The 26,337-nt window shown below is 64.6% G+C and carries 20 protein-coding genes; 14 read left to right on the top strand and 6 right to left on the bottom strand.

Going from position 1 to position 26,337, the window contains the following annotated elements; genetic code table 11:
- Positions 1 to 56 precede the first annotated feature (56 nt).
- The 4 genes from HKW67_RS15100 (at position 57) to HKW67_RS15085 (ending at position 6,951) form a co-directional block, all read left to right on the top strand.
- Entirely contained in the window at positions 57 to 3,110 is a 3,054-nt protein-coding gene (locus tag HKW67_RS15100; protein ID WP_171226178.1) for a TonB-dependent receptor domain-containing protein, read from the top strand.
- A 19-nt stretch (positions 3,111 to 3,129) separates the two neighbouring features.
- Positions 3,130 to 4,494: a RagB/SusD family nutrient uptake outer membrane protein gene (locus tag HKW67_RS15095; protein ID WP_171226177.1), complete on the top strand. Its 1,365-nt coding sequence runs from the start codon at positions 3,130 to 3,132 to the stop codon at positions 4,492 to 4,494.
- Positions 4,495 to 4,505: 11 nt separating this feature from the next.
- Positions 4,506 to 5,306: a DUF4397 domain-containing protein gene (locus HKW67_RS15090; RefSeq protein ID WP_171226176.1), complete on the top strand. Its 801-nt coding sequence runs from the start codon at positions 4,506 to 4,508 to the stop codon at positions 5,304 to 5,306.
- 100 nt (positions 5,307 to 5,406) lie between these two features.
- Positions 5,407 to 6,951, top strand: a complete 1,545-nt coding sequence (locus HKW67_RS15085) for a carboxylesterase family protein (RefSeq protein ID WP_171226175.1) — start codon at positions 5,407 to 5,409, stop codon at positions 6,949 to 6,951.
- A 31-nt stretch (positions 6,952 to 6,982) separates the two neighbouring features.
- On the opposite strand, the gene HKW67_RS15080 is transcribed toward HKW67_RS15085, so the two are convergent.
- Both HKW67_RS15080 and HKW67_RS15075 read right to left on the bottom strand, forming a co-directional pair.
- Positions 6,983 to 7,588, bottom strand: coding sequence for a DUF2239 family protein (locus HKW67_RS15080; protein WP_171226174.1), 606 nt, complete (start codon positions 7,586 to 7,588; stop codon positions 6,983 to 6,985).
- Positions 7,585 to 7,974 (bottom strand): GIY-YIG nuclease family protein, encoded by a 390-nt coding sequence (locus tag HKW67_RS15075; protein WP_206044440.1) that lies wholly within the window; start codon positions 7,972 to 7,974, stop codon positions 7,585 to 7,587. The genes HKW67_RS15080 and HKW67_RS15075 overlap by 4 nt, the downstream gene beginning before the upstream one ends.
- A 90-nt stretch (positions 7,975 to 8,064) precedes the next feature.
- On the opposite strand from HKW67_RS15075, the gene HKW67_RS15070 reads away from it, so the two are divergent.
- Entirely contained in the window at positions 8,065 to 9,027 is a 963-nt protein-coding gene (locus tag HKW67_RS15070; RefSeq protein WP_171226173.1) for a hypothetical protein, read from the top strand.
- On the opposite strand, the gene HKW67_RS15065 is transcribed toward HKW67_RS15070, so the two are convergent.
- On the bottom strand, positions 9,001 to 11,265 hold the full coding sequence (locus tag HKW67_RS15065; RefSeq protein WP_171226172.1) for an ATP-binding protein: 2,265 nt from the start codon (positions 11,263 to 11,265) through the stop codon (positions 9,001 to 9,003). The genes HKW67_RS15070 and HKW67_RS15065 overlap by 27 nt on opposite strands.
- Positions 11,262 to 12,146, bottom strand: coding sequence for a type 2 periplasmic-binding domain-containing protein (locus tag HKW67_RS15060; protein ID WP_171226171.1), 885 nt, complete (start codon positions 12,144 to 12,146; stop codon positions 11,262 to 11,264). Before HKW67_RS15060 ends, HKW67_RS15065 begins: the two co-directional genes overlap by 4 nt.
- 199 nt (positions 12,147 to 12,345) lie before the next feature.
- Here HKW67_RS15060 and HKW67_RS15055 point away from each other — a divergent pair, with 199 nt between their 5' ends.
- Positions 12,346 to 13,686, top strand: coding sequence for a sigma-54-dependent transcriptional regulator (locus HKW67_RS15055; RefSeq protein ID WP_171226170.1), 1,341 nt, complete (start codon positions 12,346 to 12,348; stop codon positions 13,684 to 13,686).
- Between the two features lie 27 nt (positions 13,687 to 13,713).
- On the opposite strand, the gene HKW67_RS15050 is transcribed toward HKW67_RS15055, so the two are convergent.
- Together HKW67_RS15050 and HKW67_RS15045 are read right to left on the bottom strand one after the other, a co-directional pair.
- Positions 13,714 to 14,154 carry a substrate-binding domain-containing protein gene (locus tag HKW67_RS15050; RefSeq protein WP_171226169.1) on the bottom strand — a complete coding sequence of 147 codons (441 nt, stop codon included), beginning with the start codon at positions 14,152 to 14,154 and terminating at the stop codon, positions 13,714 to 13,716.
- Positions 14,155 to 14,168: 14 nt separating this feature from the next.
- Positions 14,169 to 15,278, bottom strand: a complete 1,110-nt coding sequence (locus HKW67_RS15045) for a hypothetical protein (RefSeq protein ID WP_171226168.1) — start codon at positions 15,276 to 15,278, stop codon at positions 14,169 to 14,171.
- A 148-nt stretch (positions 15,279 to 15,426) separates the two neighbouring features.
- On the opposite strand from HKW67_RS15045, the gene HKW67_RS15040 reads away from it, so the two are divergent.
- The 8 genes from HKW67_RS15040 to HKW67_RS15005 all read left to right on the top strand — a co-directional run bounded on the left by HKW67_RS15040 (position 15,427) and on the right by HKW67_RS15005 (position 26,314).
- A complete protein-coding gene (locus tag HKW67_RS15040; protein ID WP_171226167.1) occupies positions 15,427 to 17,178 on the top strand; it encodes an amidase in 1,752 nt (583 codons plus the stop codon).
- Positions 17,179 to 17,550: a hypothetical protein gene (locus HKW67_RS15035; RefSeq protein WP_171226166.1), complete on the top strand. Its 372-nt coding sequence runs from the start codon at positions 17,179 to 17,181 to the stop codon at positions 17,548 to 17,550.
- A gap of 104 nt (positions 17,551 to 17,654) precedes the next feature.
- Positions 17,655 to 17,861 carry a dodecin family protein gene (locus HKW67_RS15030; RefSeq protein WP_171226165.1) on the top strand — a complete coding sequence of 69 codons (207 nt, stop codon included), beginning with the start codon at positions 17,655 to 17,657 and terminating at the stop codon, positions 17,859 to 17,861.
- 74 nt (positions 17,862 to 17,935) lie between these two features.
- Positions 17,936 to 19,081, top strand: coding sequence for a Kelch repeat-containing protein (locus HKW67_RS15025; RefSeq protein WP_171226164.1), 1,146 nt, complete (start codon positions 17,936 to 17,938; stop codon positions 19,079 to 19,081).
- Between the two features lie 26 nt (positions 19,082 to 19,107).
- Positions 19,108 to 20,439, top strand: a complete 1,332-nt coding sequence (locus HKW67_RS15020; RefSeq protein WP_171226163.1) for a PQQ-dependent sugar dehydrogenase — start codon at positions 19,108 to 19,110, stop codon at positions 20,437 to 20,439.
- Between the two features lie 61 nt (positions 20,440 to 20,500).
- Positions 20,501 to 21,325: a carboxypeptidase-like regulatory domain-containing protein gene (locus HKW67_RS15015; RefSeq protein WP_171226162.1), complete on the top strand. Its 825-nt coding sequence runs from the start codon at positions 20,501 to 20,503 to the stop codon at positions 21,323 to 21,325.
- Positions 21,326 to 21,671: 346 nt separating this feature from the next.
- Positions 21,672 to 24,725 carry a SusC/RagA family TonB-linked outer membrane protein gene (locus HKW67_RS15010; protein WP_171226161.1) on the top strand — a complete coding sequence of 1,018 codons (3,054 nt, stop codon included), beginning with the start codon at positions 21,672 to 21,674 and terminating at the stop codon, positions 24,723 to 24,725.
- 14 nt (positions 24,726 to 24,739) lie between these two features.
- Positions 24,740 to 26,314, top strand: coding sequence for a RagB/SusD family nutrient uptake outer membrane protein (locus tag HKW67_RS15005; protein ID WP_171226160.1), 1,575 nt, complete (start codon positions 24,740 to 24,742; stop codon positions 26,312 to 26,314).
- Positions 26,315 to 26,337: the final 23 nt, after the last annotated feature.

Here is a 26,337-nt window from a genome sequence, read left to right as displayed (position 1 = left end):
ACCGTGGCCGACAGGTCAGTCGGCCCGTGACGGACACGCAGAATCGGAGCCAACGGATGATTTTTCCAAAGGTGCGGCGCAGCGCGATGACACTCGCGTTGGCGCTGTTTGCGCCGCCGGCCATACTGGCGGCACAGGCAGGAGTGGGAGCAGCAGGGACGGGAACCGTGCGCGGCAAGGTGACCGACGCCGCAAATAGTCGGGGGTTGGCCGAGGCGCAGGTCACGGTCACCGGCACCCGGGTCGGGGCCACCAGTGGTACGAATGGCGAGTACGTGATCGTGGGCGTTCCCGCCGGTCCGCGCATGATCAGCGTGCGACGCATCGGTTACTCGCCGGCGACCTTGCCGGTCACGGTCGCGGCGGGCGCCACGGCGCAGCTCGATTTCACGCTGCGGGTGAGTGCGGTGAATCTGAGCGAAGTAATTGTGACCGGTTCGGCGGCACCCACCGAGAAGCGCAAGGTCGGCACCAGCATTGCATCGGTCGATTCGACGATCATCAGCCGCGCGCAAGCGGTCACGCTCGATCAGGCGCTGCAGGGCAAGGTGGCCGGCGCGCAGATCTCGCAGAACTCCGGCGGTCCAGGTGGTGGCGGCATGTCGGTGCGCCTGCGTGGCACCAACTCGTTCATCTCGGGCTCGGATCCGCTGTACATCATCGACGGCGTGATCATCGACAACGGCTCGGCGCAGCTCACCGACCTCGGTGGTCGCTCGAATCCGCAGAATCGCCTGGCCGACCTCAATCCGGCCGACGTCGAGCGCATCGAGATCATCCGCGGCGCGGCCGCCGCAGCGCTGTACGGATCGCGCGCGAACAACGGCGTGGTGCAGATCTTCACCAAGCGTGGCAGCATCGGCAAGCCACGTTTCTCGCTCTCGAGTCGCTACTCGTCGAACGAACTGCGCGAGCAGCAGCCGTTCAACTTGTATCCCTTCGACGCCAACGGCTTGCCGGTGGCGCGCTTCAATTATCAGGACGACATCTTCAAGCGCGCCACGGGAACGGAGCAGAACCTGAACGTGGAAGGCGGCAACGAGCAGACGCGCTACTTCCTCAGCGCGAATGCCTCGGCCGAAGATGGCATCCTCAAGAGCACGTCGTCGCGCCGTCAGGGCGCGCGCATCAATCTGCAGCAAACGCTCAATCCCAAGCTGGTCGCCAACGTGACGGCGAATTACGTCACCACGCAGAACCAGTTCCAGGCGTTCGGTGAGCAGAACGACTACGGCATCATGGGCTCGCTGTTCTTCGCGCCCACGAACGTCGACTTCCGCCCGGTGAATGGCATCTATCCGCTGCCGCCAGCGCTCGGCACGAATCCGCTGCTCGCCATCGATCGCATCAAGAACCCGCAGACGATCGACCGGTTCATCGGATCGAGCAAGTTGACGTGGACGCCGATGCCGCAGCTCGTGCTCGACTACACCATCGGCGTGGACAACACGTCGTTCGAACAGCGGCAGTTCATCCCGCGCAACGCGGTGCTGGGCACGGCGCCCAACGCCACGGGTCGCTCGCAGTCGGTGTTTCAGGGCAACCGCATCGTCAATCAGGACGGTATTGGCACGTACTCCTGGAAGCCGATCGGTGCGTTCGAAATGCGCACCACCGGCGGCTTCAACTACACGAGCCAGAAGGTGCGTACCACGAATGCCGTCGCCAACGGACTCGCGCCGGTCGGTGAACTGGTGGGTGCGGGCTCGGTGTTCAGCGCCGGACAAACGGAAGTCGAACTGCGCACGCTGGGCTTCTTCGGCCAGCAGGAAGTCGCCATCAAGGACCGGCTGTTCCTGAGTGGTGCGGTGCGCTACGACGCGTCCAGCACGTTCGCGCCCTCGGAGCGCTGGCAGGCGTTCCCCAAGCTGTCGGCCTCCTACGTGGTCCTGAACAATGGCGACGGGCTCGTGAACAACCTGCGCGTGCGCAGTGCACTGGGTTGGGCGGGCAGTCAGCCGGGCATCGTGAATGCCTATTCGCAGTACATCACCTACGCGCAGCTGCCGTTCGCCGGCCGCCCGGGTTTCGTGAATGACGTGACGTTCGGCAACCCGACGCTGCGCAACGAGCGCGCGCGCGAGTGGGAGGTGGGTGCCGAGGCTGGTCTGCTCAACGGCAAGCTGTCCGTCGATGCGACGTACTACAACCGCCTCGTGTCCGACCTGCTGTTCTTCCGTCCGCTCGCCACGAGCACCGGCTTTTCGCGCCAGTTCTTCCCGATCGGCAGCATGTCGAACAAGGGTGTCGAGCTGATGGTGAAGACGACCAACGTGGACAAGTACAACTTCAAGTGGTCCACGACGGCGACGTACTCGACCAACAAGAACATGGTCGAAAAGCTGGACATCCAGGACTTTCAGTCGGCCGGTGGCTACCCGAATCGCATCCGCGCCGGCGAACCAGCCGGTGTGTTCTACGGCTCGTACGCGGCACGCAATTGCGTGACCGGTGCGCTGCTGCTGGACTCGCTCGGTCGCTATCGCCGCAGCAACCAGGCGGTGGACATGGGCGCCACGCTGGCGCAGCGTCAGGCGATCAGCCAAGGCACCTGCAACGACTCGCTGAACAAGGTGATCGGTGATCCGAATCCGTCGTGGCTCGGCTCGCTGCTCAACGAGTTCACGCTCGGCAAGAAGCTTCGCTTCCGCATGTTGCTCGACGGCGTGTTCGGCAATGACGTCATGAATCTCTCCACCCGCGCGCAGAACGCCGGCGTGGCCAGCAACTCCAAGACCTTCGAGCGTGAGCTGCTGCCGTATGGCGACCCGCGCAAGGTGTCGCCGGGCTTCAACGCCCGCACGCAAGGCGTCTTCGAATACTGGGTCGAGGACGGCTCGTTCGTGAAGCTCCGCGAACTCTCTGCCACGTACACGCTCGATGTGCCGGCCACACGTCGTCTGTTCAAGGACGGCATCGATGTGACGGTATCCGGCCGCAATCTCGCGGTGTGGACCAAGTACAGCGGCTACGATCCCGAGATCAACCTGTTCGGCACCAACGCCGGCGGTGTCGGCTCGGCGCAGACCACGGCCGCCGATCGCGGCTTCGACTTCGGCGGTTATCCCATTCCGCGCGTGTGGTCCGTCAGTGCGCGATTCACTTACTGACCCGCGGAGACCAGAACTCATGCGCATGATCAAACAGAGTGCGGCGCTCGTGGCCGCCATTTCGCTCGGGGCCTGCAACCTCGACTTGCAGAACCCCAACTCACCCACGGAAGCGCAGGTCACCACGAATGTGGATGGCGTGATCGCGCTCGCGACGGGCTTGCAGTCACGCTTCGCGACGTCGTACGGCAACTATGCGTACACGGCCGGCCTGGTCACCGACGAATTTGCGGCCACCAGCGCGGCGCTGATCTCCATCAGCGATGCCGAGCAGGGCGCCGTACCGTCGGGCACCGGCATCGCCGACGCCGTCTTCAACTCCGTGTATCGGACCGTACGTACGGCAGACGACCTGCTGGCCGGCGCGGATGCGTTGGCGGCCGGTATCGACCCGGGCACGCGCAGCGGCCTCAAGGCGCTGGCATGGACGCTCAAGGCCGAAGCGCTTGGCGAAGCGTTGCAGTCGTACCAGAAGGTGCCGCTGCAGACGTATGGCGTGACCGCGCCGACGTACGAGAGCCGGACCGCCGGATTGGTGGTGGTGCGCGCGCTGCTCGACTCGGCCGCGGCGACTGTGGCGGCGACCGCGCCCAGCGCGTTTTTCAACAACAGCATTCTGACGCCGGGCGTCAGCTTGCCGAACGTGATCCAGCTGTACCGGGCACGCTACGCCCGTATGGCCAACGATCAGGCGACGGCCTTGGCCGCGTCGAACAACGTGGCGCGCACGGGTAGTGCGGCGTTGTCGGTGCTCACCTTTCCGGCGCCGACGGTCAATCCGTTTGCGGCCGTAACGGGCGGTACCAACGGCATCGCGGTACGCCGCTCGTTCCGCACCTCGATGCTGCCGCAGGATCAGCGATTCACGTACTTCGTGACGCCGTCCTCGACACTGACGGGGCGCGTGGGCGCCCTGCTGGATCCGTTCAGCCGCTGGGCCAATCCGCAGGCGCCGCTGCCGGTGTACATGCCGGACGAAGCGTTGCTCATCAAGGCGGAGGCGCTCGCCACGCAGGGTAATCTTGTGGCGTCGCAGGCCGTGCTCGATTCCGTACGCACCGATTGCACCGGTGGTCGCGGACTGGACGACCCCAAGGCGTGCCTTCCGGCGCTCACGTCGGCGCTGACGCAGCCGGAGCTGCTTGCGGAGATCTACACGCAGCGTCGCTACGAGCTGTTGGGCACCGGACATCGGTGGGAAGACTCGCGGCGTCGCGGCGCGATTCGTGGACCGACGGCGGCGCCGGCTGTCCCGGTGCAAGGTCAGCGATGCTGGCTGCCCTACGCCGTGGGTGACCGCAATGCCAATCCCAACGCCACCTTCGCGGCGCTTCCCGATCCCACTGAGCCGGGCACGTTCCCGGCCAGCTGCCAGGTCCAGTGAGGACGCCCATCATGACTATGAACCCGATCAACTCAACGAGCGTGCGCGTGACACGTCGCTTCACCATGGCGCTGTTCGCGGCGTTGGCCGTCGTCGGAACGGCGTGCGGTACCACCGATGCCGAGGGGCCGCTGCAGCCCTCGGGCCCTCAGGGGCGCGTCCGCTTCGTCAACATGATCACCGATACCACACGTGGGCGGGTGAACGCGATTCTCGAGTCGCTGCCCTTCGGCGTGAATCTCACGTACACGCAGAGCACGCCTTCCAGTCTCGCGGCACCGAACACGGCGTTCTATGCCGCCGTCCTGTCGGGTTCGCGCGCGCTCGTGCTGAAGCGGACGGCCGACACCAACACGACGGTGGCGACGATCAACTTCACCGTCACCGCCAGTCAGGATCGTACCGTGTACGCTATCGGTGGCGCGTCGGGCACGGCGGTCACCGCCTTTCAGACGGTGGATGACAACGCCCTGCCCGCGTCGGGTCAGGCGCGGGTGCGCGTGGTCCATCTGAGCCCGACGGCCGGTGCGGTGGACATCTTCGTCACCGCCGTCGGTGCGGATCTCGCCACTGCGACGCCGACGCTGGCCAACGTCGCGTACCAGACCGCGTCGTCGTATCTGCCCCTCGCCGCCGGTACGTATCAGGTGCGCGTGGTGCCGGCCGGCACGGCGGCTGCCTCGCGAGCGGGTGCAGTCGCGATCAACGTGGCCAGTCTCGCCATCACGGCGGGCACGGGGCGCACGATTGTCGCGGCCGACAACAATGTCGGTGGCGCACCGCTGCGTGCCTTCGTGCTCAGCGACCAGTAACCACCATGACGTGGTGTGCGCGGGCCATTCACCGACACGGTGGGTGGCCCGTTGTGCATTCCGCTGGACAAGCCGCCGCCCCGTCGCGCAGCTTCCATGCATGCACACACCGCACACACCGTCGTTCGTCATGAGGTCGCTGGGCCTGGCCTCCGCCCTGATCGTCAGTCTCGCGCCAACGCACGTCCACGCGCAGGCCCAAACCGGGATTCTGTCGCTCAGCGTCACGAATACAACGCTCAAGAACCAAGTCAAACCAACGGGCGAGCTCAAGACGCAGATCGATTCACTCGATGTGCTCATCGCCAGCGCGTCGAAGTACGGCCGTACGTCCGAGCTGCGACGACTGTTCGCGCAGTCGAACGCGCTGTTGCAGAAGCGACCGTGGACCCCGGAAGCGGAGTTCGCGAGTTCGGTGCTGGTGCGATCGGATCGCCTGATCGTCGATCCATCGCGTGCGTGGACGATGCGTCTCGAGCAGAGCTTTTCGCCCACCATCGCGTTGGAGCGCCCGCTGACCGCTCGCGTGGCACTGCGCTCGCGGGACGCGGCGAATCCGCGCGCGCCGCTTGCCCTTGTGAAAGAGCTCGGTGTGTTCGACGGCGTGCCCCGTGACCTGCGCGATGCACCGTTCGCGATCAACGCCGATATGCAGAACGTGCCCGACGGTTCGTACGTGGTGACCGTCGAGCTGTTGGACAGCGCGCGCGCGCTTGGAACGGCCAACCTCGGTATCGTGGTGCGCAACGGGCTCGACGCGTCGGTGAAGCGGCTCGAAGCCGCCGCCGCCAAGGCGCCGGAGCCATTGCGGTCGGATGTGCTCTTTCCGATCGACCGCATGCGCACCGTGAACGCGAGCCGCGTGGCACTCGGCACCTTCAACGCGGCGCGTGACTTCGCCGCTGCGGAGTCGCTGTTGAAGTCGGTGACGGCAGGCAAGAACCCGTGGGTCGGGCGGACCGGCGATCTCAAGCGGCACTACCGCCTCGAAGCGGCCGACGAGATCATGCCGTACCGTCTCTACATACCGACGGCGTACTCAGCGAAGAAGCCACTGCCGCTGATTGTCGCATTGCACGGATTGGGCGCCACCGAGGACTCGTTCTTCGAAGCCTATGGCGGCACGCTGCCGAAGTTGGCCGAGCAGCGTGGCTACATCATTGCCGCGCCGTTGGGCTACCGCGTGGATGGCGGCTACGGCGTGGCACTGGGTGGTGGCAATGATCCGGCCGCTGTTCGCGCGCGGACGCTGAGCGAACAGGATGTGATGAACGTGCTGGCCGCTGTGCGCACGCAGTACGCCGTGGATAGCACGCGCATCTACCTCGTGGGCCACTCGATGGGCGCGATCGGCACCTGGGCGATCGCCGCGAAAACGCCCACTATCTGGTCGGCGCTCGGCGTGTTCTCGGGCTTCGGTGTGGCGTCGACCGCGAAGACGATCGGCACGATTCCGCAATTCGTGGTGCACGGCGATGCCGATCCCACCGTACCGGTCGGTGGTTCGCGCGTCATGGTGGCGGCGCTCAAGAATGTCGGTGCTGAGGTGCAATACATCGAGGTGCCGGGCGGAAATCACACCAACGTCGTGGAGCCGAACTTTGCGGCGATGTTCGATTTCTTCGGTCGGGTTCCGCGCAAGTAGCGCACGCTATTCGCGAGACCTCTTGCGTGAGCTATGACACCGGAAATGCCAGCTGCGCCGAGTACACCGCAATGTCGCGCGGCCACTCGGCGATCAGCTCGCGGAATCGCGCTTCGTCGCCACGATACAACGCGCGGATCACTTCCTCGAACTGACTCAGATCGCCGGCCATTGCGTTCATGAAGCGATAGGCGATGTCGCGCGACGCTTTCGCGCGATCATCGTCGGCATGTGTACGTCGCGCCGCCTCTACCAGCTTGCGCAGCGCCACCGATGCGCCACCCGGTTGCGTGGCCAGCCACTCCCAATGGCGCGGCAGCAGCGTGATCTCACGGGCGACCACGCCGAGCTTGGGCCGTCCGCGCGTACGCGGTGCCTGGTCCAGCGCCGGCGTGTCGACATCGGTTGCGGCGGACGTCGCCGGCCCGCGCGTGGTCGCATCGAGATGCGCCAGCATCGCACGCTCGTCGCCACGCATCTCGAGATCGATCACGCGGCCGGTCGCGTCGTCGAACACCAGCACGGCGCTTGATGCGCCGTCCTTGATGGCCTGCCACGCCACCCGCGCCACCTCGCGCAGTGGGCCAGAAGCGAGTCGTTCCTGACCGCGAAAGGCGGTGACGAGATGACCGCTCATGGGCGCGCCGGTGTGCTGCGGGTTGCATAGTTGCCGGCACCATCGGGTTGCATCCGTTCGCGCCACATGGCCTCGAGCAGTACCAACTCGTCGGTGGGATCGAAGTCGGGTGCGTCGTCTGGCCAGGTCAGGGTGTCGAGCACATCGAACGTGAAGGCATCGGGGCCGAGCGCATTCCAGTCCTGCTGCAGCCGGCGAATGGGGTGGCCGCCAAATCGCAGCGACGTCCGCTCGCGGTTGAGAATGGCCGGCAGATCTATGGAACGCCCGATCAGCGTCTCGCCGGTCTGCAGATTGCGCACGCAGTACACGCCCATCGGGCGGCGCGACCCCTTGTAGTCGCGGGCGAGCGCTTTGCGGTCAGTTTGGGGGCCAGGATTGGTCATACATGAATTATATCCGGATGTAAATATCTGTCAATACACCCGGGTAAATATCGGATCTCGAAGTCGCGGTCGCCACGTCATCTTTCGCCGATGGACCGCACCTCCTTCGACCTGACCGAGCTCACCATCGTGCTCGGCCCGCCCACGCATCTGGCCGCGCAGTTCGCCGAGTTTCAAGCGCGCGCGGCGGCGGGTGATATCGTGACCGAGCACGAGTGGGCGCAACATGAGTACGCGGCGCTCGACGCGCTCACGCACCGCGAGGGTTCGGTGAAGACGCACACGATTCTGGAGACCATGCTCTCCAGCGTGCTCGGCGCCGACGTGATCGTGCTGGATGTTGACCGTAAGTGGGTGCGCGCCGAAGACGGACAGCTCTACACCGCGCTCAGCATGTGCTCGGAGGATATCCGATCGCGCGCCGAGGTGGCGTCGCTGTCGGCGCCGGCGTTTCTCGAGGCACTGAACACGGCCGCGGTGACCATTGCGCAGTTGGACGGGCGCGAGTGGATTCGCTGGAGCAGCCGTGCGTGGACAAATGAGGGCACGCGTGAGAGTGTCGAACGAGCGGCCCAGCTCGTCGTGCACATCGCCGATGCCGTGGTGGGCAGCGCGCCAGCCGCCGCCGATGCCGCACAGGACGATGCGGCACGTGACGACGAGGCGATCGATCTCGCGACGGAACTCGTGCAGGCCATCGGGCAAGGTCGCGAGGCCGCCGGCGATGAAGGCGGAATGATTTCGCAGCAGTTGCGTGGGCTGCGCTTCGTCGATCCGCTACGCGCCGAGTGGAGCAACGTGACGGCCGACGCGCTGTACGTGGGGGCGCTCGATATGTCGCTTGTGCGCCATCGCGTGAGCCGCCAAGATGCGGCGGGCTTGGCGTTTCTCTACCTCGGTAAGCAACGCGCCGAGCAGCTGAAGCAGAGCGGCGAGATCACCCCGCGCTTTCGCCGGGAGATTATCGCCAAGACATTCATGACGAGCTACGCGCTCGAGCGACTTGCGCCGCAGGTCTCGCGAGAGCTATTCGCGTTCATGAGCACCCGCTGAGCGAGCAGCAGATTGCGCCAGACTCCGCGTATCCAGCGCCCGGCGCACCACTCCCGCCAGCGCACTCGGCGTGAACGGCTTTGACACGTGCAACGCGCTGTCTCCGAACGGTGCGGGCGTGTGCCCGCCGGCCTCGGCGAAGCCTGACATGAACACACACACGGCCTGCGGATGGATCACGCCGATCGCACGGGCGACGTCGGGACCGGCCATTTTGGGCATGATCACATCGGTCAACAGCAGATCGAGTGGGCCCTCCATCGACTGCGCCGTGTGAATGGCGGCGTCGGCTGAGCCGGCGGCGAGGACGCGATACCCATTTGCCGTCAAAATGCGCACCGCCATGGCGAGCACCATCGCCTCGTCTTCCACCACAAGAACAGTTTCGGTGCCGGTGGTGCTCGCGCTGACGGCGGCGACCTCCACCTCGGTGTCTTCCTCGCCCGTGTAGCGCGGAAGATAGATCGCGAAATGGGTACCCTGGCCCACGGTGCTCGACACCCGGACGGCGCCGCCGTTCTGTGCCACGATGCCGTACACGGTGGAGAGTCCGAGTCCCGTGCCGAGTCCGATCGACTTCGTGGTGAAGAACGGCTCGAAGATCTGCGTCAGCAACTCCGGTGACATGCCGCTGCCCGTATCGCTCACGTTGATCACCACGTAGTCGCCCGCGGTGAGATCGGCGAGATCGCCATCCGTCGCCAGCAACGTACGGTTCTCAGTGGCGATCACAATCGTGCCGACCGACTGAATGGCATCGCGGGCATTCACGCACAGGTTCGCCAAGACCTGCTCGACCTGTGACGGGTCCATACGAACCGACCACAGCGCCGTGGCCGGTCGCCAGAGGAACTGCACCTGCTCACCCACCATGCGCCCCAACATCTTCAACGACTCGCCGATGAGGGCATTCAAATTGATCGTGCGCGGCGCAACGTCCTGCTTGCGTGCGAAGGCGAGCAGCTGCCGGGTGAGATCGACCGAACGCTGCGCGGCATGCTGAATCTCGGCAAGGTCGTCGCGCACGGCGGAACCGGGCTCCACCTGGTCGATCGCCAGCTCGGCGTTGCTGAGAATGACACTCAACATGTTGTTGAAGTCGTGCGCGATCCCGCCGGCCAGACGTCCTACCGACTCCATCTTCTGCGCTTGACGATACTGCGCTTCGAGCTGCTTGCGCTGCGTCACATCCTGTTCGACGATGATGTAATGCGCGACGTAGCCGGTGGGATCAGCCAGCGGCGTCACGGTGCGCTCGCCCACCCACACCGTACCATCCTTCCGCTTGCTCGTGATCTCGCCCGACCACACCGTCCCGGTATGAATGATCTGCCGGATCGCGTCGAAGAACGCGGTGTCGTGCACCTCGGCGTCGAGCAGCTCGACCAGCCGTTGACCGATGGCTTCGTCGGCCGAGTAGCCCGTCAAGACGGTGAAGGCAGTGTTGACCCATTCGATGTGGCCTTCGCGCGATACGATCCAGATGGCATTCGCCGCGGCGTCAAGGGCGGCATTACGAAACGCCAGCCGACGATTGGTTTCCGTCAGTTCGCGCACTTGCGTGTCGATCTGCGCGCCCATGTCGAACAAGACTTCACTCAGATGTCGCAGTTCGCCCGAGCCGATCACGCGACGCTGTGCCGCTTCCGTGTAGTCTCCCTGTGCGAAGTGCGTCACGACGCGGGACAGCGCGTCCAGCGGACGGGCGAGCATGGCGCGCACCAGCACGGCCAGTCCAGCCAGTGACACGCCCAATACGATCAGCGAGACGAGAATGGCCAGGCTGATGTCGCGACGCAGATGCGCGCGATACACGCCACGGTCGAAGGCCAGATCGATCTCACCGATGGTCTGTCCGTCGTGTACAACGGCCCGTCGCACCAGCATGGTGTCGGTCGCGCGAAGATTGCCGAAGCGTCGGGACTCGCCCTGCAGGGTCTCGCGAATCGTGATCGAAACGATGCGCTGGTCGGCCATGTATGCAGTCGCCAGCTCGCCGGCGTGCGGCACGTCCACATTCCACAGCGCCGGCTCGAGCACCTTGGCGAGACGATCCGCCGACAGGACCGACTCCCGACGCAGCGAATCGATCTCGTAGCTGCGCATGACGAGCACCACTACCGCGAGTACGATCGCAAACGACACGAACATCACGGTGCCCAGCGCCACGAGCAGCCGCCCGCTGATCGAGCCGTCCGATGAATGCGCGTGGTGCCCGGTGGCGAGAGGAACCGTCACGCGCCGCCTGCGCGTACTGCCTGCCGTCCCTTGGCCCGCAGGATCGTGGCCCGCGAGCTGTCGGCCCACGCCCGTTCAATGCGGGCGAGTGTGCCGTTGCGGCGAATGGTCGCCATACCCTGCTCGAACTGCCGCAGGGATGCGAGCCCCCGGGGATGACGCACACTGAACCCCAGATGTGAATCGAGCGGGCCTACGCGGGCGAGCCGGGCGAGCGGCTCACGCACGCCTGCGCGTGCGGCGAGAAACGGGAGCGGCTTACTGTCGTTCAGATTCACGAGCGCCGTCTGCAGTCGGCCCGCCGCCAGCAACCGGAGCAGTAACTCTTCTGAAGTGACCGACTTCAGCACGATCGCACCGCGCTGGCGTGCGACCTCGACCTCAGGGGGATACTCGTAACCGTTCACGACGCCCACGCTCGTACCGCGCGGCAGATCGCGCAACGCGCTGATCGACGCGGTGGCGGAAACGGGCCGGGCCGGATTCTGCACCAGCTCCGTCGTGCACCGGAACAGTGGCATGGCGGGAAACGCCACGAGGCCCTGCAGGTCGGGCGCCTTCGACATACTGTAGCAGGCCACGACGCTCCCTTCCATCACGAGCGCCCGGCAGCGCGCATACGGCACAACGTGCTGAGCAATCGGTATCCCGAGCGCGCCAAAGGCGGCGGCCACGATCTCGTTGGCGTATCCCGTTCCATCGGGCCGGGACCAGGGGGCGGATCCATCTTCGACGGCGATCGCGATGGGCTCGACCGGGCGGGCGATCGCAGCGGCATCGGTCGGCCGTACTCGGTTCGGAACCGAAGGACCGAGCGCGAGCGACGGCTCCGCGGTCGCCAGCACAAGGATGGACAGCCGCATCGCGGTGCGAACGATCATGGGCACACGATTCAGATTGGCAGAAGTACTTGAGCCCCGCTCGAACACGCGCCGCGTCGTCGTGAACGGACAATCATGGATGCCGCTGGCGTGCCGCAGACATACCCAGGTAAAATTGCACTCAACGGCGCCATATCGGCAGGTCTGGGGCCAACCGCGTCCGGGCACTGGCAACTCGTCGCCTTATGAATCTGAAGCCATGAGCGCTCATCCTGACCATTCCGGCGCGCAGGAATTTGCGGCGGCCCCACGCCTTTTGGTGGTCGACGACGAGCCGTCGATGTTGCGGGCCCTCAGTCGACAGCTGGCGTCTCGCGGCTTTGACGTCTCGCCGTTCGGCGACGGCGAGGAGGCAAAGCGCGCCGTTGCCGAGCGCGAATATGACGCGGCCGTACTCGATTTTGGACTCATCGGCATGACGGGGGTCGAGCTCATGGAGCAGCTGCGGGCCATCGACCCGACGCTCACGATCGTCCTGCTCAGTGGCACGATCGAAGTCCCTGAAGCCGTGCGAGCGATCCGGCGTGGCGCTGAGGATGTCCAGCTCAAGCCGCCCAATCTGGATCTGTTGCAGGCGGCGTTGGAGCGTGGCCTCGAACGCACCCGTTTGCACCGCTCGCGACGCCTGCTGGCCGCGCACGTCGTCGATCCGTACGGCGTGCTCGATCCGTCGCTCGCGATGCAGCGTGTGGTGCGTCAAGTGCAGCATGTCGCACCGCTCGCGCTCCCGCTGTTGCTGATCGGCGAGGCCGGCACGGGGAAGCGCGCGATTGCCGAGATGGTACATCAGCTCGCGCCGCAGGTGGATCGCACGTTCGTGGCGATTGGTCTGCTCGATCGTTCGCCCGAGTCGGTGGAAAGCGCGCTGCATACGGCGCTGGAGCGGAGCGAACGCGCGGCATCGCATTCCCGCATTACGCTATATCTGGATGATCTCGGCGTGCTCAGCGCGGGCGCACAACAGCAGTTGCTGAGTGTACTGGATGCATCGCCTACGCTGCGCCTGATCGTATCCACGCGGCGCGATCTGGCCGACGATGCGCGCGCCACGCGACTGCTGCCGTCGCTGTACCATCGCCTGGCGGTGTTGCCGATCAATGTCCCCGCGCTGAGGGAACGTGGCGCCAGCGCGATCGCCACGATCGGCCTGCGAGTTGTCGATCGCGCACGCATCGACGTCGGTGAAGGGCCCGACGGCTTCACGCAGGCGGCATTGGACTGGCTGTGCAACTGCCCGTGGCCCGCCAACATTCCGCAGTTGCACGATACCGTAATGGAATCGTTCGTGCGCGCGATCGGCGAGTCCGAAATCGACACGCACCACGTGGCGCCCTCACTCGTCGCGCGCGGAATGCACGCCGGGCATGCCGCGCCGGACGCCGAAGACTGGTCGATTCGCGCTGCGGAGAAGCGTCAGATTGTTGCGGTGCTTGGCATGGTCAAGAACCATCGGTCGCAAGCCGCCAAGCTGTTGGGCATCACCCGCACGACGCTCTACAAAAAGATGGACGAATACGGCATCGGTGTCTCCGGCGACTAGGCGAACGGCAACGTACGCGACGTGATGCTACTTCACGTCGACGACTTTCACGCCTGCGGTAGTGGCTCCGGCGCTGACGTATCCGACGGCGCCAGGCGTTGCTTTGACGAAGGCGATGACATCGTCATCGGATGCCTTAGCGGCCGGGGGAACGTCCTTGCCGGAAAAGATCTGCTGCTGCCAGTACGTATCGACCGCGCTTGCCGGCCGGCCGATGATGCGCTTGCTGAACGCGGCGCGCACGGCGCTGGTCTTGCCTTGGTCTACTGGCGTGGCGGGGCCTCCGCCGGGAAATGCGGCCGATTCCTTCAGGAAGATCTTGCTCAGGGCCGCGGACGAAATGTCACCGATCGGATTCGCGCTGTTCACGATCACCTTGAAGTCCTGGGCGGCCAGCGGCGTGGCCGACGGCAGGGCCAGCACACAGGCCGCAACCGCGGCCGCGAAGATACGAGAGAGAGTTTTCATGGATATGGTCTCGGTTAGAAGCTGAACGCGAAACTACCGAGCCAGTACATGCCGGCCGATTGCGGCGCGACGACACTCTTGCCCGCCACCGTGCTCACGAGCGGAACGAGCTGGTCGAACGCGTAGCCGCTCACGTCGTGGCGCTCGAGGCGCAGCAGGGCGCCCCCGCCGATGCGATACGTCACGCCGAGCGCACGATCACGCGTGGCCACCACATCCACGTTGCTCAGTGGCGCGGTCTGAAAGATGCGATTGTTCGTGAGGCTCATCTCCGACATGATGTCGAACTTCTCGCTCACGTTGAACACGCCCTGCACGTAGCCGCTCTTGCGGTCCTGCTTGGGTCCGACACCGTAGATACGGAGCCCTTCAGCACGGAACACGGTGCGCGGCACGATGTGTGTTTCGGCCGAGACCAGGCTCTCATGACGCCAGCCGTACACGCGGGCGGAGTCGATGCGATACTGCGCGAAGTAGCCGCCAAAGCGTGTGCGCCCCGGAGCCACGTTCACCCAGGCTTGCGCACCCTTGAGCACGTTGCCGCGGAAGGCGCGAATCGAGTTGCCCGTCGCAGTGACCACCTGCGTGCGCACCTCGTTGCTGCCACCGAATACGTTGAGCTCCAGCGAGCCACTGCCAAGGCGATCGGTGCGCGAGTACACGAAGCCGTCTACGGTCTCGCGTCCCTCGCCGTACACCTCGAACGACGGGCGGAAGAACGGCAACACGGTGCCGACGAACCGGATCTCGTTGAAAATGCCACGCGGCATCGGATTGCGACCCACCTTGATCGCGCCGAGTTTGCCGCGACGCTGCCAGTAGGCCCACTGCAGCGAGACATCGGGAAGCGCCGTTTGCAACGGGCTCAGTCCGAGTCGGCGATTGACCAACTGCACGACAAACTGGTCAGAGTTCTCGAGTCGGTACCGGAACTGCAGCGCGGCCGTCCGATAGTCGAACGTGCCGTATGATGGAATGCCGAGGATGGGCAGCTTCCCGGAGACACCGGCGCCGGCGTTGATCGCGGCGTGAAAGCTGAATGGAGACTCACCCGACTGGGCGGCGGCCGTTGAGGAGACTGCCGCGATACAGAAAGAGAGCAGCGCAATAGAGCGAGAACGCATAGTCGTAGGCGCCTTCATACATCAGGACGTCGATCCGGGCTACGTCGCCCCACGGTTTCATATCGACAGCGGAGGGACGATTCTTGAGCGACATTGTCCCTGTTGCGTGACCCGTCGTAGGCGCCACTGTGTTTATGGAGTTCATTTCATGCTCGCTGCACCCTCGCTTTCCAGGCTGATCTCCGAGAGGGCGGTTCGCTCATTCGCGACCGCTCTGGCCATCGCCACGCTGGGCTGCGCGCCACCATCGGTACCAATAGCCCTCAACGCGGTCGATCGTGATCTCCTCGACGTCACGGTCCCGGCGCTGGAGCAGCTGTACGCCGACAAGCGATACACGGTGACCCAGGTGGTGCAGTGGCACCTCGATCGCATCGATCGCTACAACGGCGTGTATGGCGCCATTGAGACCGTGTTGCGCGAGAGTGCGCTGGCCGACGCCGCACGGCTCGACGCCGAGGCGGCGAAGGGCAACGGCGCAGCCCGCGGTCCGCTGTGGGGCGTGCCGATCGTGATCAAGGCCAACACCAGCGTGCAGGGGCAGATCACCACCGCCGGCTGGGAAGGATTTACTCGGGCGGGCCACGAGCTCATCGCACCCAAGGACGCGACGATCGTGACGCGACTCCGCGCTGCCGGCGCCATCATCGTCGGCCTCGCCAACATGCCGGATCTCGCCAACAGCGACACCAATCGCAGCAGCTCGTTCGGCCGCACCGGCAATGCGTACGACGTACGCTTCTCGCCCGGCGGGTCGAGCGGCGGTGTGGTCACCGCCGTCGCAGCGAACATGGCGGTCTTGGGGAATGGCACCGATACCGGCAACTCCATTCGCATGCCGGCCGCCACGAGCGCGCTGGTTGGGGTGTTCCCCACGCGTGGCCTGGTCAGTATCGCCGGTATCGCGCCGCTCGATTGGTTGCTCGACAACACGGGGCCGATTGCACGGACCGCAACCGATGCCGCGATTGCGCTGGCCGTGATGGCGGGGAAAGACTCGCTCGATCCGCAGACACTATTGGCACCGGATTCGGTGCCGCCCGTTGCGGGAACGGTGACGGGTGCATCGCTCAAAGGAAAGCGCTTCGGGGTGCCGGCTTTCATCATGGCTGGCAGTGGTATCCCGTTCCATGGCATTCCCGCCGATGTGCCGGAACGCGCCGCTGATTCCATTCGCGCCGCCGCCAACATGGCGTTGCGCGATGATACACGCGCGTTGTTCATGAAGGCGGTCGAATCGCTTCGCGCTGCCGGCGCTGAGGTCGTCATCAGCGACAGCATCCTGCCGCCCGCCTTCGCGAACATGGCGAGCCGCGTGTCGACGTATGCCTACATGCGCGACGGCACCGACCGTTTCCTCGCCACCTTCGGACCGGCCACATATCACTCGGCCGCGCAGTACGAGCAGGTCGTCGGCGCCCCACTGTTCGTGTCGTCGATCGGCGTGGAGGATAACTTCCGCGTCATGCCTGGCGTGCGGCTCGAGCAACGCGTACTCGCGCAAGATGCTGACGCCGAGCGGAACTATCACGCGCCGCGTCGCGCCATGCTGGCGGAGTATGTGGCGACGCTCGAGCGCATGAAGCTGGATGGTTTTGTGTACCCCGCCATTCAGATGGCACCGCCGGACGAGTCGATGCCGCAGGACGGACGCGTCAGCGAAGGCCCGCACTCGGCCACAAGTTGGATCAACATGATCGGCGTGCCGGCAGTGGTGGTGTATGCTGGCACGTATGCGAACGGCTTACCGTTCGGCCTCGAATTCTCGGCGCGTCCGTGGACCGATCGTGCGCTGATGGGAATCGCGTCGGCGTGGGAGCAGGCGACACCAAAGCGTACGCCGCCCAAGCTGGTGGACGCGGGATTGCTGTCGGTGGTCAAGGCGCGCGCCGCGAAATAGATGCTCAACTTCGTCATTGGCGGACTGAAAGTCCTCGCCGTGCTGTGTACGCTGCTGCTGATCTATCTGGTCTACATCAGCGTGACCGCCAACTATCCATGGCGTGAGCATTGGATTGGCATGCTGCTGCTGCAGCTGGCCGTGTTCCTGTTCCGCCGCGCCGCGCGACTGCTGGACCAACAGAAGCGCTCAGGAGCGCTGCTCGGGCTGATCGGTGTGGTGTTCGGTCCGACCCCCACACTGTTCACCGATGTGCACCCCGCGGTGCAGTGGTTCTGGCCGGTGCTGCTGGGTGTGCCACTCGTCGTCGTGTGGTTTCAGCTGGGCAAGCGGCCGACGTCGGTGGTGGATCGCGTCCCTGAAGCGTTGTAGGGGAGGGTCACCTCAGTGGGCGGGTGGCACGCCTTCTGCGCTGTGCGTGGGTGTCGATCCGCGGTCCTGCGTGGTCGACATTCCCACTACGCTGAGACGCCATCATGTCGGTCGCCAAAGTCATTGAGATCATTTCCTCGAGCAAGGTCAGCCTCGACGATGCCGTGACGCAGGGCATCGCCAAAGCCTCGGAGACGATCACCGGTATCGCCGGCGCCTGGATTCAGGACCAGAGTGTCGAGGTCGCCAACGGCAAGGTGACCATGTACAAGGTCACGCTCAAGCTCACCTTCGTACTCAAGGGTGACTGAACGATTCGGACGGTCGAGTTGTCGTAGAGCTGTTCCGCGTCACCCGCTCGGGTTCTTACCTGCTGGAGGTGCTGATGTCGCACGACACTCGCCGTCGCTATGCCGTCACGTTGGCGGCGTTGGCCCTGACCACATTTCGCGCTCCGCCAGCGCGTCTCCCACCCTCTGGCGGTGCGGCCGGCTCCGTCGTGACCACGACCGCGATGAGTATCGAACGCGCGGCCCACACGGCGACCACGCTGCGAGATGGTCGCGTGCTGGTCGCCGGGGGGTTCACCAACGAAGAGAACTCGATCAGCGGGGCGGAGCTCTTCGATCCGGCCGGCGGGCGATTCGCCGCCTTGCCGCGCATGCGTACGCTGCGCCATAGCCACACGGCGACGCGGCTGCCCGACGGCAAGGTGCTGCTCGCGGGGGGCTACGCGGCGGGATCCACCGTGCTCGCCGCCGCCGAGTTGTTCGATCCGGCGACCAATCGCTTCGTGCCGACCGGTTCACTTGGTGCGGCGCGCGCCGGGCACGTGGCGGTCGCCCTCGCCAACGGGAAGGTACTTATTGCCGGCGGTGTGGGTCCGGCGTGGAGCTTTCTCTCCAGCGCGGAGCTCTACGATCCTACCACCGGACGCTTTTCGCCGACCGGGAGTATGACGGTCGCCCGCGAGAGCCACGCTGCGGTGTTGCTGCAGAGCGGACAGGTGCTCGTGGTCGGTGGACATCGCGGACGTCGCGCGGAGATCACGCTCTACACATCGGCCGAACGCTATGACGTGGCGAGCGGCACGTTCCGGAAGGTCGGCGACATGCGCGTGCGGCGGCACAAGCACGATGCCGTCGTACTGCGCGACGGGCGGGTGTTGATCACCGGTGGCACCGACGAGCGCGACACGGACGGCGTCTACGACAGCACCGAGCTGTTCGATCCGATCTCGACCACGTTCACGCTGGGACCGGACCTGGTACGTCCGCGCTACAAGCACAACGGCAGCGCCGTACTGTTGCCAAACGGTACCGTCCTGATTGCTGGTGGGGCCACACAAGCCGAGACCTTCGATCCACGTGCGCGAGCGCCCGCGCGTGCGTTCGCGCTCGTGCCGGGCAACAGCCCGATGGCGGGCCAGTTCTCCGCCGTCGCGCCGATCACTGGTGGCGGCGTACTGATCACCGGCGGCTACGGCGGCGGACGCGGGCCGCGCGCGAGTGCGTGGGTGTATCGGCCGTAAGCGCGGATCTTGCGATACGGCGTCCCATGAAACGCCATTCTGCCTGCACCCTCGTCGTGTCGTTCGCCAGTGCATTACTCGTCTCGCCGATGCTGGCGGCCTGCGGTGGCCGCGCACAGCTGCCACTCGCCGCCGGCATCGGACCGTCGCCGACGCTCGACGCCCCGCGCACGTCGCTCATTCCAACCATCGGTGTCGCCAGCGCGCGCGCATGGTTGGCGAGTGAGATGCCCGTGGCGGCACCTGGACTCGCGGTGCAACCGTTCGCGCGTGATCTCGATCATCCGCGTTGGCTGTACGTGCTGCCCAATGGCGACGTGCTGGTCGCGGAAACCAATGCACCGGAGCGGCCGGACGATGCCACCGGCATCAAAGGCTGGTTCTTCAAGCGCTTTCAACGGAAAGCCGGTGGTGCGGTCGCGAGCGCCGATCGCATAACGCTGCTGCGCGATACCAACGGTGACGGCATCGCGGATGTGCGGTCGGTGCTGCTCTCCGGGCTCACGTCGCCGTTCGGGATGACGCTGGTGGGCGACGCGCTGTACGTGGCCAACACCGACGCCATCGTCCGCTTTCCGTATCGCGCGGGTGTGCAGCGCATCGCCGAGGCGGGCACGCGCGTGGTCGCGCTGCCGGCCGGTTCGCGGAATCACCACTGGACGAAAAATGTGGTCGCCTCGTTGGATGGCAGCACGCTGTTCGTGGCGGTGGGATCGAACAGCAACGCGGCAGAGAATGGCATGGATGTCGAAGCCGAGCGCGCCGCCATCTGGGCGGTCGATGTGCGCACGGGCAGCCATCGCATTCTCGCCAGCGGTTTGCGCAATCCCGTCGGGATGAGCTTCGAGCCGACGACCGGCGCGCTGTGGGTCGCGGTGAATGAGCGCGACGAGCTGGGGAGCGACCTCGTGCCCGACTACATGACGCGGGTACGCGACGGCGCGTTCTACGGCTGGCCCTACAGCTACTTCGGCCCGCATGTCGACACACGGGTGACACCAGCGCGGGCCGATCTGGTCGCGAGCGCGGTGGTGCCGGACTACGCGCTCGGGGCCCATACCGCCTCGCTGGGGCTCGCCTTCTCACGCGCCGGTGCATTGCCACCTGCATTGCAGCGCGGTGCCTTCGTGGCGCAACACGGCTCGTGGAACCGCAAGCCGATGAGCGGCTACAAGGTGATCTTCGTGCCGTTCGTGAATGGCGCGCCGTCGGGCGAGCCCGTCGATGTGCTCACGGGATTTCTCGAGCGCGAGGAGTTTTCGCGCGGGCGCCCGGTCGGCGTCGCCATCGACGCGCGCGGCGCGCTACTGGTGGCCGACGACGTGGGCAATGCGATCTGGCGCGTCACGGCGAAGTAGTGGTGATGCGCCAGATCGGTTCCGTCGTTGCGTTTCGCGCACCGCGGCGTTTCAATGGGCTATGGGCCAGTTACCGAAAGTCTTCAGGAATGTGCGCAGCGCCTATGCGGGACTCGCGCTGCTGATCGTGCCGTCGCTGTTGCGGGCGCAGCCGGTGGCCGCGCAATCCCGGGACGAGCTGGTGGGCTGGGTGGTGGACGCCGCCGGCAAGCCGATGGGCGACGCCGAAGTGCTGATCGCCGGCACCTCGTACACAACACGAAGCGATGCAAAGGGATTCTGGCGGTTTGCCGATCCGCCGACGGGCCCGCACGTCGTGCTGGCGCGCCAGATCGGATATGTACCGTACCAGCGTGAAGTGATCGTGGTGCGCTCCTCGAAGGACACCTTGTCACTACTACTACGGCGCTATCCGCGCACGCTTTCAACAGTTGAAGTCACCGCCAAGGCCAATTCCGCGACTGCTACGGCGGTGGCTCAGGGTCAGCGACTGATCCAGATGCGCGTCGGCGCCGGTCGCCTCTATACCCGGGAGTACATTCTCGAAACGCGTCCTTATTCGATTGCTGAACTCGTGCAAGGTGTGCCGGGCATGACCATCCAGCGGCTTCGTGGCAACGGCACCGACGGCGAAGTCGTAGCGACGATCTCCCGTAACCGCGGTGGGGCAAGTGGGACGCAAGGCGTGGGGAACGATGGGTTCTCCAATCCGTGTCCGATGCAATTCTTCCTCGATACATCGCCCATCGAAGGCGATCAGGTTGGTCGACTCGATCCATCGATGTTTCGCAGTGTCGAGGTGTATCCCATGAACGTCGTGATCCCAGGCTTGCCACAACGCGCTGATCGTTGCGGCGCGATCGTGATCAATTCGTTCAGGCGTTGATCAACGAGATCTCGATCAACGTCTCATTACTGAACAATGCGAACGCGATGTTTCCGTCGCTGACTCGTTGTGCCATTGTTGTCTGATTTTCTTAGCACGTAACAATCTGGCGACATCGCATGTGTGGTCGTATAGTGGCCGTGGCCTCCCCACGCTTTGGTCCCCTCCGACCCGCTCAATGATGTCATCTCGACGCAAACGCTTCCCGCAGCGTGTGCCCAACCGCGCGCTGGTTGCAACCCTAAGCGCAAGCTTGCTATGGTGCGCAGCTCCGCTCGCGCGACTCTCGGCGCAGGCAGCCACTGAATCCACGCAGCCGACTCGGCGCGCGAGGGTGGTGGGAGTCGTGACCGACGTCGTCAGCAAGCTACCGTTGGCCGGCGTCAACGTTTTCCTTGTCGGCACGCCCATCACGGCGAGTACCGGGCCAGACGGTCGCTTCATTATTCCCAGCGCTCCGGCAGGACTCTACAACTTCGATGTGAGGCGGCTCGGTTATGGCCCGCAGCGCATCACCAACATCCGACTGGTCGCCGACAGCGTGACCACGTTGAACGTTTCACTCAGTATTACGTCCACACGCCTCGATCAAGTGACGGTATCCGGTAGTATGGATGCCCAGTCGGTAGCGAAGTCCACGATCACCGTCGACAAGATCACGTCGGAAAACATTCCGGTCATGCCGACCGGCTCGGCCGCCAATCTGATTGCGGGTAAGGTGGCCGGTGTTGCCATCACGCGTCCGAGCGGCAAGCCGGGAAGTGGCGTCAACATCGTGCTCCGCACACCGATCTCCGGCATCACCGAGGCCGGTACCCCACCATCGCCCCTCTTCGTGGTGGACGGCGTGTTTTTGAACCAAGCACAATCGGTGACCACGCAGGACATCGAGTCGATGGACGTGGAGTCGATCGAGGTGATCAAGGGCGCCGCGGCAGCCTCGTTGTACGGCTCTCGTGCGGCGGCCGGCGTTATCGCGATCACCACCAGGCGCGGTAAAGGGCTCGCCCTTGGCACGACGCAATTTCAGGCGCGCTCCGAGACCGGCACCGATCAGTTTCAAACGAACCTGAAGAAGAATCAGCATCATGCGTTCCGGCAAGACGCCAATGGCAATTGGCTGAACGCGCAAGATCAGGTCGTGCCGCGCGCCCAGCGTGCGCTCAAACCGCTCGGTATCATGGACGCGCCGTTTACGTCGCAGACCTACGATCACCCGAAGCTGTTCTTCAATCCGGGCAGCACCACGATTCAGAGCCTGCAGGTGCAAGGCAACGCCGCCGCCACGAACTACAACGTGGCGTACACGCGTAACGTGTTCGGCGGCGTGTTGGAAGACAACGAAGGGTATCGCCGCCAAACGCTGCGCGTGAACCTCGACTCGCGGCTGAACGAGAAGCTCAACGTGGGCGTGTCGGTGAACCACACCCGCGGACAGGACGACGCGTCGAGCCCGAGCTTCAACAACTTCTATCGCATTGATACCGACGTGAACCTGAAGGAGGCTGATCCGTTTCCCAAGGTCGGTTTTCCGTACCTGATCGTTCCCGATTCGGTCTCGCTGTATGCGAATCCGCTGTACACGCAGTTTATCGCCGACGACGTGATCCGGCGTGCGCGCACCCTGCTCAATGCCAACGCCAGCTACCGTCCCTTCAGCTGGCTGTCGGTGGCCGGCGATGCCAACTACGATCGCGGCGATTACGCTCGGACCACGTATACACCGCGCGGCGCTCCGGTCGTGTCGACGGCGACGTCGAATCTCGGCACGATCAGCCCGAGCATCGGCAGCCTGCGCGAGATCAACGAGGTGACTGACGGCTACATCATCACGGGCACCGTCTCAGCGACAAAAACCCTCGGCGAACTCACGGCGCGACTGTCGCAGCGCGGTGAAACGCGCCGTGAGTACGCCCCCAGCCTCACGACTACCGGAACGGATTTCGGCACCGAAGGGCTCAAAGCCATGTCGCAGGCGCGCGTGCGCACGACCGCGAATCTCATCAACGACTATCGCGTGCTCGGCTCCATCACCAACCTCGGCCTCAGCTTCAAGGAACGCTACATCGGCGATTTCCTCTGGCGCCGTGAAGGCAACTCGCTGTTCGGTGCCGCCAATCGCTGGAACACCTTCGGCCGAGCCTCGGCCGCCTGGATTCTGAGTGAGGAAAGCTGGTTCCCGATGCCGGCGTTCAATCAGTTCAAGCTGCGCTACAGCTACGGCGTGACTGGTGTGAGCCCGAGCTTCAGCGATCAGTATGAGGCGATGACGAACGACGGCACCGGCGCGATCCGCCGCAGCAATCTTGGCAACATTAACATCACGCCGACGTTCACCAAGGAACAGGAAATCGGTATCGACCTCGCGTACAAGTCGCGCCTGTCGGCGACGGTCACGTATGTGCGGAACGACAGTAAGGATGTGTTCGTGAACGTGCCGGCACCGGCCGTCTCGGGTTACCAGCTCGTTCGCACGAATCCCGCGTACATCGGCGGCAACGTACTCGAGTTGACGCTCCAGGGCGCGGTGCTGACCAACCCCAACGGGTTGCGCTGGGACATTCTCGTGACGGGAGACAATCAGAAGCAGTTCACGCGCAGCTTCGGGCGTACCTGCTTCGACGACGGCCTGCAGTACAAGTGCGACGGGATCCCGCTCAGCGAGATGTGGGGCAACCAGAACGTCCGGGACAAGTCGCAGTTGGCCGCCATTCACCGCAACTCGCAGGCGCAATTCGACGTCAACGACGACGGCTGGGTGGTGCCGGTGGGTGCGGGCAACACGTGGCGCGATGGTATTGCCAAGAACCTGTGGGGCAGCTCCGTCACGATCGATGGCACCGCCTACGGCTGGGGGCTACCGATTCAGCGCCGCGATTCCACGGGACAGCTTTGGTACGACCGCATCGGCGACAGTCAGCCGCTCTTCCGCTTCGGTTTCCAGAACAATTTCCGATACAACAACTTCCGTCTCTTCATCCAGACGACGGGGCAGTTGGGTGGCGATGTGTACGCCAACAGCAACCAGACGTTCTACGCCTCGGGTGACCATCCCGACGTCGACCAGTTCGGCAAGCCAGACGAACAGAAAAAGCCGGTGTCCTACTACAACGCCGTGTCGAACAACAACAACCTGTATCTCGCGCAGTTCGTGGAAAGCGGTACGCACCTGACGATCGCGGAGCTCATGCTGGGCTACACGGCAGACGCGAAGCGTTGGCCCTTCCTGAACAAGGTTGGTGTGTCGCGCGCGCAGATCGATCTGATCGGACGGAACATGCGCACGTTCACGAATTACACCGGCCTCAATGTCATGGCCGGCTCGCCGACGGTACGCTTCGACGATGCTACGTATCCCATGACGCGCACGCTGACCGGCGTCGTTACGCTTACCTTCTGACCGAGGCCGCATTCATGCATACTTCTGTGTCCCGCTCGGTCGCCGTACGCCGCCGCGCCGCTATCCTGATTGGTACCATGGCCGCTGCCTCGCTGGCAGGCTGCGTCGATCTCGCCGTTACCGATCCGAACAACCTCAGTATCGCCACGGTATTCAACAACGCGGCCAATACGGAAGCCGCGTTGATTGGCTCCTTTAAAGCCTACACGGCCGTGAATCGTGGCAGCTGTCCCACGCTGATTTACAGCTTGTGGGGCCACGATATCACGACCACCAGCGTGACGTACCTCGAGTTCGCTGTTGAACCGCGGCTGCCCATCAACAACCGCGACAACGTAAACTGCGCTACGCGCGTGGCGTATTGGACCCCGTACGAGGCGTCAGCCGGTGCCCGCGAAGCCTTCATCGGTATCCGCGATAACAAACTCAAGTTCGGCGCCATCGACGCCACCACACCGAACGGTGCCGACACGCCCAATCGCAAGCTGTTCGCGAAGTTCATCATTGCCATTTCGCAGCTCAAGCTCGCCCTCGCCACCGACCAAGCCTACATCACGGATACGATCACGCCGGGCTTGAACCAGACCAACGTCACTCTGGTGCCGTGGCCGGATGTCTTGGCGAATGCCAAAGCGCAGATGAACGTCGTGATTACGGAAGCGAAGGCGGGACCGAACTTCACGTGGCCGGCGCTTTTCATCAACGGCCGTCCGATCACGCGCGATGAACTGGTGCGGGTGATGTATTCGTTCCTGGTGCGCGCCGATGTGTACTCGCCGCGTACCCCTGCCGCGCGCAACGCGGTCAACTGGAATGCCGTGCTGGCGCGTCTCGACTCGGGTATCACGCGGGATTTTGGATGGCAGGCCGATCCGGCCGTGGCCAACACCGCCTCGACGTATATCAACAACTCGTTCGCGCAGAGTACGGTCCGGATCCACAACCGTCTTCTTGGTCCGGCCGACACCTCCGGCAATTATCAGGCGTGGGTGGCCGCTCCGATCGCCAATCGCACCGCGTTCACGATCACGACGCCGGACCGTCGCATTCATGGGGCGACCAACAGCGTTGCTGGTACCCGCTTTACGCGTCTCACGTCGACCATGGGCAGCGCGTCCAATGGTGCGTATCTCACCTCGTCGTACCGTTCCACGCGCTATCTGAACACGGCGGCCGATTCGGGTAATCGCGCCTTCATTCAGATCATGTCGATGGACGAGATGAAGTTCATCCGCGCCGAAGCGCTGTTCCGTGTGGGACGTTTCACGGAAGCTGCGGCGCTCATCAATCCGACCCGTGTGGCGGCTGGGCTTCGTCCGGCGGACGCGAACGGCCCGCCGGCCGGCCGTGACTGCGTGCCACGTAAGGATAACGGCGCGTGCGGCGACCTGTTCGACGCCATTCAGTACGAGAAGCGTATCGAACTGTATCCCACCGAAGGTGACATCTCGTGGTGGGACGCGCGTGGCTGGGGCAAGCTGGTTCCCGGCACACCGTTCCATGTTCCCGTGTCGGGGCGTGAGCTGATCTCGCTTGGCATTCCGTACTACACGTTCGGCGGCGTGGGTTCACCGGGTACCGCCCCGTAAGGGCTCTGCCGATACGACGTACA

The organism is Gemmatimonas groenlandica (genome assembly GCF_013004105.1).
In the GTDB taxonomy this organism is placed as follows: Bacteria; Gemmatimonadota; Gemmatimonadetes; order Gemmatimonadales; family Gemmatimonadaceae; genus Gemmatimonas; species Gemmatimonas groenlandica.
This window is presented reverse-complemented; position numbering and strand designations above follow the sequence as displayed.